At 68.2% G+C, this 10,446-nt stretch carries 4 protein-coding genes and 3 pseudogenes; 5 read left to right on the top strand and 2 right to left on the bottom strand.

Annotated features, from left to right (window positions below):
- The coding region (locus ACZ3TS_RS35350; RefSeq protein ID WP_467625933.1) for a thiamine pyrophosphate-binding protein at positions 1-830 on the bottom strand (830 nt) is incomplete at its 3' end.
- A 112-nt stretch (positions 831-942) separates the two neighbouring features.
- Positions 943-2,028, bottom strand: coding sequence for a LysR family transcriptional regulator (locus ACZ3TS_RS35345; RefSeq protein ID WP_467625932.1), 1,086 nt, complete (start codon positions 2,026-2,028; stop codon positions 943-945).
- Between the two features lie 172 nt (positions 2,029-2,200).
- Here ACZ3TS_RS35345 and ACZ3TS_RS35340 point away from each other — a divergent pair, with 172 nt between their 5' ends.
- The 5 genes and pseudogenes from ACZ3TS_RS35340 to ACZ3TS_RS35320 all read left to right on the top strand — a co-directional run bounded on the left by ACZ3TS_RS35340 (position 2,201) and on the right by ACZ3TS_RS35320 (position 10,257).
- A complete protein-coding gene (locus ACZ3TS_RS35340; protein WP_467625930.1) occupies positions 2,201-2,359 on the top strand; it encodes a hypothetical protein in 159 nt (52 codons plus the stop codon).
- A gap of 52 nt (positions 2,360-2,411) precedes the next feature.
- Positions 2,412-3,320, top strand: a pseudogene (locus ACZ3TS_RS35335) (integrase core domain-containing protein); the annotation flags it as partial.
- Between the two features lie 24 nt (positions 3,321-3,344).
- Positions 3,345-3,863 (top strand): annotated as a pseudogene (locus ACZ3TS_RS35330) (ISAzo13 family transposase); the annotation flags it as partial.
- Between the two features lie 75 nt (positions 3,864-3,938).
- A pseudogene (locus tag ACZ3TS_RS35325) lies at positions 3,939-4,249 on the top strand (transposase family protein); the annotation flags it as partial.
- Between the two features lie 461 nt (positions 4,250-4,710).
- Positions 4,711-10,257, top strand: a complete 5,547-nt coding sequence (locus ACZ3TS_RS35320; RefSeq protein ID WP_467625928.1) for a GH92 family glycosyl hydrolase — start codon at positions 4,711-4,713, stop codon at positions 10,255-10,257.
- Positions 10,258-10,446 lie beyond the last annotated feature (189 nt).

The raw sequence follows: 10,446 nt of genomic DNA, 5'->3' as shown, positions 1-10,446 counted from the left end.
CGCGCGGTGGCCGCCGACTGCGGGTGGTCGTCGGGCAGCAGGCCCTTCGCCATCGACATCGGCAGATAGGGGATGCCGGTGCTCTCGACGAACTCGCGGATCGGCTCGTCGGCCCGCGCGTACGCCGCGCCCTTGCCGAGCACGATCAGCGGCCGCTCGGCGCCGGCGAGGAGGTCGATCGCGCGGTCCACGGCCTCCGGCTGCGGCAATTGGCGCGGCGCCGGGTCGACCAGCTGCCACAGCGACGCGGCGCCCTTCTCGGCATCGATGACCTCACCCAGCACCGCGGCCGGGATGTCCAGGTAGACGCCTCCGGGGCGCCCGGAGATCGCGGTGCGGATCGCGCGGGCCAGGCCACGCCCGATGTCCTCGGCGCGGTGCACCCGGTAGGCCGCCTTGGCGAACGGTTTGGCGGCCGCCAGCTGGTCCATCTCCTCGTAGTCGCCCCGCTGAAGGTCGACCAGGTGCCGCTCGCTGGAACCGGAGATCTGCACCATCGGGAAGCAGTTGGTGGTGGCGTTGGCGAGCGCCACGAGCCCGTTGAGGAAGCCCGGCGCGGACACCGTCAGGCAGATGCCCGGCTTCTGCGTGAGGAACCCGGCCGCCGCCGCCGCGTGCCCGGCATCGCTCTCGTGCCGGAAACCGATGTAGCGGATGCCTGACGCCTGCGCGAGACGAGCCAGGTCGGTGATCGGGATACCGACGACCCCGTAGATGGTCTCGACGCCATTGAGCTTGAGCGCGTCGACGACCAGATGGATCCCGTCGGTCAAAGCGGCCGGTTCGTCGGCGCCCTCAACGCCCGTGTCCCGTACGACAGCGTCCGTCATGGTCCGGATCCTCCCTAGAGGGTCGCGCAGTTCGTCTTCCGTGTCTCACCATCCGCGCCATGGGGCCGACGCGTCCAAGATCCTTTGCCAACCAGCTGATTTACGGCGTTTATCAATGCGGGCGCAGAGCGGCTGCCCCCGCAACGGGGCGCTCGCGGGCACGCCGACGGCAGTGCGTGGGAGGCTGGCTCCCTGCCGGCCCTTGGATGGGGTCAGCCCGACCCGCGGAGTTCCGCGACTGCCCATCGTGGGGTTCCTCGGCCGTGCCTGCTACGGCGGCGCGGTCCGACCACTCCGGTACGAAAACCTCGTCCAACGAGAGCCCCGCGACCACGTTGCGGAACGCCCTGGCCGCGACCGAACCCGGAGTCGCCGCGTGGATCGCCACCGAGATCTGAGCCCTGGCGTCCGGCTCCACCAGCCGGACGGCCCTGGTCCCGCCGGTCACCGGCATAACGTTCAGCCAGGTGTGCGGGACGACGCTCACCCACGCCCCCGTGGCGACATGGGCGCAGAGGGACGCGACGGAGTCCGTCTCCACCTGGGGGGTCGCCACGACTCCGGCGCTTTCGAAGGCGCTGTCGATGAACTGACGGAACCGCATGTCCGGTGAGAGCAGCGCCAGCGGCAGCTGGGCCACCTCCGCCCAGGTGATCGTGGGAGCCGGGGGCACCAGGTGCTCACCGGACACCAGCAGCACGTACTGCTCCTCATACAGCGGCATCAGTTCCAGGCCCTCCCGGTCGTCAGGCCCGAAGTGGGCGATGGCGGCGTCCAGCTCGAAATCGCGCAGCTGCCGGACCAGTTCGGCCGAGGACAGCCGCGAGCAGACCTTCACCCTGGCCAACGGATGCATCGCACAGAACGCGGCCACCGGGAGCCCCGTCGTCGTCGACACGGTGGGCCCCGTCCCCAGCCGAAGCGTCCCGGTGATGCCCGACTGCATGACGGCCACCTCGGCCTTGAACGCGTCATGCTCGGCGAGAATCCGCTTGGCCCACACGACCAGCCGCTCGCCCTCCGGGGTCAGGCCCTCGAAGGTACGCCCCCGGTTGATCAGAGTGACGTTCAGCTCCCGCTCCAGCTTGGCGATGGCGATCGACAGCGCCGGCTGCGAGACGTAGCAGGCATCCGCCGCCCGCGCGAAGTGCTTCTCCCTGGCCACCGCCACGAAGTACTCGAGCTGCCGGAACAACATGAGCGGCTCCTCTTCGCTCGCCGACGCGTGACATTGTATGCAGTATTCCTTATTCAAGGTGACCACGCCATGCTGTCGACAATGCCGATCAACGAGAAGGCGCGCCCGGCGCCCGGCGTATGCCCGCCACTGCGGGCCTCCGGGCCGCGCGCCAAGAGGAGGGAGAAACGCCGTGGGCGACAACCATGCGGTAGCCGGGAACGAGGCCTCGTCGACGCAGGCGAACCCTGGCGCCGTGCGCATCGGCGAGCCGGACGCCTGGCTGGCCCAAGCGGTCGTGCGCGAGTCGTCCGAGGCCCGTACCGCTTCAAAACCCCTTCACCAAGCCTGACCTCAGCTTATCTCCGCGCGGTCTGACGCGATCAGTGCTCGTGCCCATACGGATGATCTATCTCTTCACCACGCGGATCTTCGCCTGGCTCGCACTGCTTTGCCGATCCTCGGCCACCAAGGACGCCGAGCTACTCATCCTGCGGCACGAGGTCGCCGTCCTACGCCGCCAAGTCGCCACACCCAAGCCAACCTGGCCGGACCGCGCACTGCTCGCTGCCCTCGCCGGACTGCTGCCGCGAGCACTGCGCGGCCGGCGCATCGTCTCACAGCGCACCTTCCTCGCCTGGCACCAGCGGCTGGTCCAGCAGAAGTGGACCCAGCCGCCCTCGTCAGGACGGCCACCGATACCCGACGAACTTCGCATCCTCATCATCCGACTCGGCGTCGAGAACCGCCGATGGGGCTTCCGGCGCGTGCACGGCGAACTCCTCCGACTCGGACACAAGATCAGCCCGCTCACCGTCCGCCGCGTGCTCCGGCAAGCCGGCCACGGCCCGGCGCCCCGCCGACAACCGGCGCGCGGTGAATGGACAGCGTTCCTCAAAGTCCAGGCCAGCGGCTTGCTCGCCACCGACCTCTTCCATGTGGACACCGTCGGCCTCCAGCGGCTGTACGCCCTATTCGTCATGGAGGTCCGCACCCGCACAGTCCACGTACTTGGCGTCACCGCCCACCCCAACGCCGCCTGGGCCACCCAGCAGGCGCGGCAGCTGCTCTGGCAACTCGGCAACCGAGCAGCCGACTTCACCCACCTCATCCGCGACCGGGACGCGAAGTTCACGGCCGCATTCGACGCCGTCTTCGCGAGCGAGGGCATCGCCGTGGTCAAGATCCCCCCACGCAGTCCCAACTGCAACCCGCACGCCGAACGCTTCGTGCGATCGGTGCGCGAGGAGTGCACCGACCGACTGCTGATCTACGACCGCGGCCACGCCGAGAAGATTCTCCATGCGTACGCCCGCCACTTCAACGGGCATGGGTGCATCTACGACATCACCGCGAACACCGGCTGGGTCAACGTCGGGTGCGACCACGACACCGCAGCCTTCGCGGTCGCATCGATCCGCCGCTGGTGGCATGCCCGTGGCCGGCACGACTACCCGCACGCCGACCGGCTGCTGATCACGGCCGACGCGGGCGGCTCCAACGGCTACCGCACCCGCACCTGGAAGACCGAGCTCGCCCAGTTCGCAGCCGAGTCCGGCCTGGCAATCACCGTCTGCCACCTGCCTCCCGGAACGTCGAAGTGGAACCGGATCGAGCACAGGCTGTTCTCCCACATCACCATGAACTGGCGCGGCAGGCCCCTGACCAGCCACGAAGTCATCGTCCAAAGCATCGCCGCGACCACCACCAAGACCGGCCTGACGGTGCATGCCGAACTCGACACCGGTCAGTACCCCACCGGCGTCCAGGTCAGCGACGAGGACCTCGACGCCCTGCCCATCACACGGCACCGCTTCCACGGCGACTGGAACTACACCCTCCACCCCCAACTGCCCGCACAGGCGGCTCCGGCACACAGCATCCAGGACCAGACGCCGGCGAACACCTCACATCAGCTCGCGCCACGTTCACTGCAGGACCCGGAACTGACCGCCATGACCCGTCAGCAGCTCAACGCACTCATCGAGACACTGACTCCCGAGCTGGAGGCTCAACTTGAGCAAGTGCTCCGCACGCGTCGCGGTCGCGAACGCCTGGTAGCCCCCGCCACAGGCGCAAAAGCCAAACCCTCCCCAGCCGACCGAATCCTGGTCACCGTGCTCCACCTGCGCAAGCTCGCCACCATGACCTCCTCGGCCAGCTCTTCGGTGTCACCGCCATGACCATCAGCCGCGCGAACCACGAAGTCCGCCCGCTCCTGGAAGCGCATCAAGAAAGGGTGTTGATTCTCTGCAAGCCATAAGCGATCAACCTTGACAACGTTGTCCGAAAGGATCAGGCTAACCGCGATCTCCGGCTAGGTGTGCCCTTCTACGAGTTCACCATCCCCTCATGGAGCTTCCGCATGGTTCAAGGCCTACGTCCCAACTCACAGCAACGGTCACGGCGGTTGCCGCAGCCTTACGGCAACCCACCCGACGCCACCCCGCGCTGACCCGCCGTCAAAGCCGAACCGCTTCTTGAGCGCCGATCCAGGGTCGGCATGCGGCAAGGCTCCGAGTGCCCGTGAGGCGTACTCGCGATCCATCGCGGTCGATCGACCGCGGCAACCAGGTTCTTCACTCCGACGTTCGACGCTCTCGACCTCTGTCGATGAAAGGCACATTTGTGTCATATTCCCCCTTTGCCAGCCTTTTGTCCCCCCGAAGATGGGTCAGCGCGGCTATAGCCCTGTCGCTGCCGGTGGGCGTGCTCGTCGTCGCACCCGCGGCGAGCGCCGCGGCGCCGCCGCCCGGCAACTTCAGCTCCTCGTTCGAGTCGGCCGACCCGCGACCCGCGACGAGCACCGTCGAGATCGACGCGAACGGCAAGCCGGTCCAGACGAATCTGAGCGGATCGAGCCCCTCCGGACTGCCCGGCAGCCTGCTCGACCAGGTCAGCGCGGTGACCGCGAGCGCCGAGAACCCGCCGGGCGAAATCGCTGCGAACCTCAAAGACGGCAATCCGTCGACCAAGTGGCTGGCGTTCGACAAGACCGGCTGGGTGGCCTACCAGCTGGCCAAGCCCGCGACGGTAGTGAAGTACTCGCTGACCTCCGCGAACGACGCGCCGAGCCGCGACCCCAAGGACTTCACCGTGCAGGGGTCGAACGACGGCAGCACGTGGACGGACCTGGACAGACGGACGGGGGTGAGCTTCAGTGGGCGGTTCGCCACCAACACCTACAGCTTCACCAACACGACCGCCTACGCCTACTACCGGCTGAACGTCACCGCGAACTCCGGTGACTCGATCGTCCAGCTCGCCGACTGGAACATCAGCGACGGCTCGAACGTCATGCCGCCGGCCACCCCGATGGTCAGTGTCGTCGGCACTGGCCCGGTCAGTGGCTACAACATGAAGCCGGGGGCCGGGTTCACCGGAGTGGCTTCGCTGCGGTACTCGGGCGGAGCACAGGCCGACGGTCGCTCGTACGCGACCAACAAGCTGTTCGACGTCAACATCCCGGTCGGGCCGAAGACCCGGCTGTCGTACAAGATCTTCCCCGAGTTCACCGGCAAGGACGCTCAGTACCCGTCCACCTACGCGGCCGTCGACCTGCACTTCACCGACGGCAGCTACCTGAGCGGGCTTTCACCCGTCGACCAGCACGGCTACGCGCTGACGGCCGCCGGGCAGGGTGCGTCGAAGGTGCTCTACGCCGACCAGTGGAACGCGGTGCAGTCCGAGATCGGGGCGGTCGCGAACGGCAAGACGATCGATCGCATCCTGCTCGCCTACGACGACCCCAAGGCAACCGCCTCGACTCGTTTCCAGGGCTGGCTCGACGACATCACTGTGGCGGGCACACCGACGCCGATCGACGGCTCCAGCCTGACCAACTACGTCGACACCCGGCGCGGGTCCAACGCATCGGGCTCGTTCTCGCGCGGCAACAACCTGCCGATCTCGGCGATGCCGAACGGCTTCAACTTCTTCACGCCGGTCACCAACGCCGCGTCCAACTCCTGGGAGTACGACTACCAGCAGGGCAACAACGCGGCCAATCTGCCGACGCTGCAGGGACTTGCGATCTCGCACGAGCCCAGCCCGTGGATGGGTGACCGCAACCAGATGTCGGTCATGCCGGTGCCGGCCGGCGGATCGCTCACCGGAGCGCCCGGCGCACGCGCACTCGCCTTCAGCCACAACGACGAGATCGCGCGGCCGGACTTCTACCGGGTCACTGCGCAGAACGGCCTGATCGCGCAGATGTCGCCCACCGACCACGGTGGGATCATGCAGTTCACCTTCCCGTCCGGAAAGGCCACCGGAAGCCTCGTCTTCTACAATGGCACGTTCACCATCGGTACGGACGGCACGTTCACCGGCTGGGTCGACAACGGCAGCGGTCTGTCAGCCGGTCGCAGCCGGATGTTCGTGTACGGCACCTTCGACCGGGCACCGACGGCGTCCTCCGCCACGTCCGCCACCTTCGACACCTCGGCTAACTCGCAGGTGACGATGCGTATCGCGACGTCGTTCATCTCGGTCGACCAGGCTCACAGGAATCTCGACCTGGAGGTCACCGGTAAGAGCTTCGACCAGATCCACGCCGCCGCCACCGCGGCATGGAACGACCGGCTCGGCCGGATCGAGGTGAAGGGCGCGACCGGGACGCAGATGGTCACGCTGTACTCGAACCTCTACCGGCTGAACCTGTACCCGAACTCGCAGTCGGAGAACACCGGCACCGCCGCCGCGCCGCACTGGCAGTACGCGAGCCCGGTGTCGGCGCCGACCGGCACGTCAACGGCCACACAGACCGGCGCGAAGGTCGTCGACGGGCAGATCTACGTCAACAACGGGTTCTGGGACACCTACCGCACCGTGTGGCCCGCGTACTCGCTGTTGTACCCGGACGTCGCGGCCAAGATCGCCGACGGTTTCGTCCAGCAGTACCGCGACGGCGGGTGGATAGCCCGCTGGTCGTCACCCGGCTACGCCGACCTGATGACCGGCACCAGCGCGAACGTCGCACTGGCCGAGGCCTACCTCAACGGCGTCAACGTGCCCGACCCGCTCGCCGCGTACAACGCGGCGGTCAAGGACGCGACCGTCGCGTCCGGACGCAGCGAGGTCGGCCGCAAGGGCATCGAGAACGGGCTGTTCCTCGGCTACACGCCGACCTCCACCGGCGAGTCGGTGTCGTGGGCGCTGGAAGGCTTCATCAACGACTACGGCATCGGGAACATGGGCGCGGCCCTGGCCAAGGACCCGGCCACACCGAAGTCGGAGCGCAAGCGGATCAAGGAGGAGTCGCAGTACTTCCTGCAGCGTGCCCGCAACTACGTGAACCTCTTCGACACGAACACGAAGTTTTTCGAGGGACGCGAGGCCAACGGCAAGTTCCTCGCCGGCAACCCGCTGGACTGGGGTAACGCCTACACCGAGACGGACGGCTGGAACTTCGCGTTCACCGCGCAGCAGGACGGCCAGGGACTGGCCAACCTGTACGGCGGGCAGAAGGGGCTGGAGCAGAAGCTCGACCAGTTCTTCGCCACCCCGGAGAACGCCGACCGTCCCGGCGGGTACGGCGGCACGATCCACGAGATGCTCGAGGCGCAGGCGGTGCGCATGGGCCAGCTCGGCATGAGCAACCAGCCGTCGCACCACATCCCGTACATGTACGACTACGCCGGTGCGCCGTCCAAGACGCAGGCGATCGTGCGGGAGATCCTGCAGCGCCTCTACGTCGGCGACGAGATCGGCCAGGGTTACCCGGGTGACGAGGACAACGGCGAGATGTCGTCGTGGTACATCCTCAGCTCGCTGGGCATCTACCCGCTGCAGGCCGGCTCCTCCAACTGGGCCATCGGCTCGCCGCAGTTCACCGAGATGACCGTCCACCGGAAGAGCGGCGACATCGTCGTCAACGCGCCGGACAACAGCACGAAGAACGTCTACGTGCAGAGCGTGAAGGTCAACGGGAAGTCGCAGCGCGGGGTGTCGATCGACTCGTCCGTGCTCGACCACGGCGGCACGATCGACTTCCAGATGGGTTCGCACCCGTCGTCCTGGGGCACCGGCAAGAACGAGGCGCCCCCGTCCCTGACCGAGGGCAATGACGTGCCCAAGCCGTTCCAGGACACCACGGGCCCCGGCCTCGGCACCGCGACCGCGAGCGACGGGCAGGACGCGTCGAAGCTGTTCGACGACTCGTCGACCACGCAGATGACCTTCACCACCGGCACGCCGCAGATAAGCTGGGTCTACCGCGGCGGCAAGCAGACGCCGACGTACTACACCCTCACCTCCGGGGCGAGCGCGGGCGACCCGACGGACTGGCAGCTGCAGGGCTCCAACGACGGGATCACCTGGACCACCGTCGACTCCCGCAAGGGCGAGGTGTTCCCGTCGCGCAACCAGACCCGGGCGTTCAAGATCGGCAATCCGGGGAAGTTCGCACGGTTCCGCCTGGTCGTGAAGGAGACCGCCGGCGCCGCGCAGACCAACCTCGCCGAGATCGAGTTGCTCGCGGGCGGCGACGTCCAGCTCGGTGGCGGCGACCTCACGGTCAGCGCCGCGAGCAGCGGGTTGCACGCGACATCCGGCATCGCGGTCTCGGCGCCGCTGGCCGCCGTCACCGGGGGCACCGCGAGCGGCTACCAGGCCACGGTCGACTGGGGTGACGGCTCGCCGGTCACCACGGGCACCACGGCCCCGAGCTCGCGGGGCGTGTACAGCGTCAGCGGCTCGCACACCTACGCCAAGCCCGGTTACTACCAGGCCAGCGTCACGGTGACCGACGGCGAGGCCCAGGGCTCGGGAACGGTCGGAGTCGACGTGGCCTACGCGCCGAGTTCCAGTCTCACCGCGGCCTTCGACACCGTGTGCATCGGGGACGACGGCGTCCTCGCTGCGAACTGCGACAGCAAGGCGTTCGCGTACTCGCGTTCCGCTCTTGCGGCGGCCGGCGTGACCCAGGGCCAGAACCACGCGGTACCTGGAACAGGGCTGTACTTCACGCTGCCCGCGGCTCCGGCCGGGCAGCCGGACAGCGCGACCGGCAACGGCAGCACGATCGCGGTCGAACTGCCGGCCGACGCGAAGAGCATCTCGTTCATCGGCGCCGGCACGCAGGGCAACCAGAGCACCACCGGCACGGCGACGTTCAGTGACGGCAGCACCGCTGCCATCCCGATCCAGATGAGCGACTGGACGCTGGGCGGCAACGCCAACGGCACGCCGTCCTTCGGCAACATCGTCGTTGCCAAGACCGCGTACCGACTGCTCGGCACGAGCCGGGACGGTGCACAGCCGTTCCTGTTCGCCACCACGCCGTACCAGATCCCGGCGGGCAAGACGCTCGTCTCGGTGACCCTGCCGACACAGACCGGCGACCCGGGCTCGGCGGGCAGGATCCACGTGTTCGCCATCGCCCACGACGGCACGCCGGACGCCGCGCTGGCGACCACCGCCCCCAAGGACCGGACGGCCACCCCGGGGACGGTCCTCTCGGCGGACCTCGGTTCGGTGACCGGTGGCGTCCCCGGCTCGACGGGCTACCAGGCCCGCGTCCAGTGGGGTGACGGCACGGTTCCGGCCGACGCCACAGTCGACTCGTCCGGCGCGATCAGCGGACAACACACGTACGTGCAGGAGGGCACGTACACGGTGCACGTCACCACGTGGGACACGAGGTCGAGCAGTACCGAGACGTTCACCGTGACCGTGGGCCAGGCGAAGTTGCAGCCGTCGATCTCGGCGTCGGCATCCGCCACCGTCTCCGCCGGTGACCCGATCACCATCAACGGCAGCGGGTTCGCCGCCGGCGAGCAGGTGACCGTCAAGCTCGTCACCAGCCCGGCGCGCACCTTGACGGTCGCGGCCTCGGCGACGGGAGCGGTACACGCGTCGATAGCGGCGTCCGATGACGCGCAGCCCGGCCGGTACTCCATCACTGCCGCCGGTAAGTCCTCGCGGACACCGGCGACGGCAACCGTCCAGGTGACCGAGCAGCCGGCAGTGCCGACGTACCAACCGCAGGTGATGCTATCGGCCACCTCGGGACCGCGCGGTACGGCGATTACCGTCAACGGTTCCGGGTTCGCGGCGAACGAAGCGGTCACGATCAGATTCGGTAACGGCCTCGCCTCCACCACCGTGCACGCGAACGGTGACGGCGTCATCTCTGGCGCGACCATCAGCGTTCCAGGGACGGCGAAGCCGGGTTCGACCAGCATCACGCTGGCCGGCGCTGATTCGGTGACCCGTGTTCGGCTACCCTTCACGGTCAGCCCGAACTGAGCCGAGGTAGTCAAAGCCGCCGGTGAGCGGGGCCGTGACACGGCCCCGCTCACCGGCGGCTTCCCGACCGGTACGACCCGGCCTGCACGTTGCTCCGCTTCCAGCGAAGCACTCGGCGGTGCCAGATAAGCAGGGTTCCTGGGGTGACCAGGCGGCGTAGGCGGGCCGGCAGGTGCCGGGCCAGGGCTG

This window comes from Streptomyces sp. NPDC022910 (genome assembly GCF_055561075.1).
This window is presented reverse-complemented; position numbering and strand designations above follow the sequence as displayed.

Excerpts from the sequence above, each read along its gene's own strand:
- ACZ3TS_RS35345 (WP_467625932.1), bottom strand. The coding sequence starts at position 2,028 with ATGTTGTTCCGGCAGCTCGAGTACTTCGTGGCGGTGGCCAGGGAGAAG.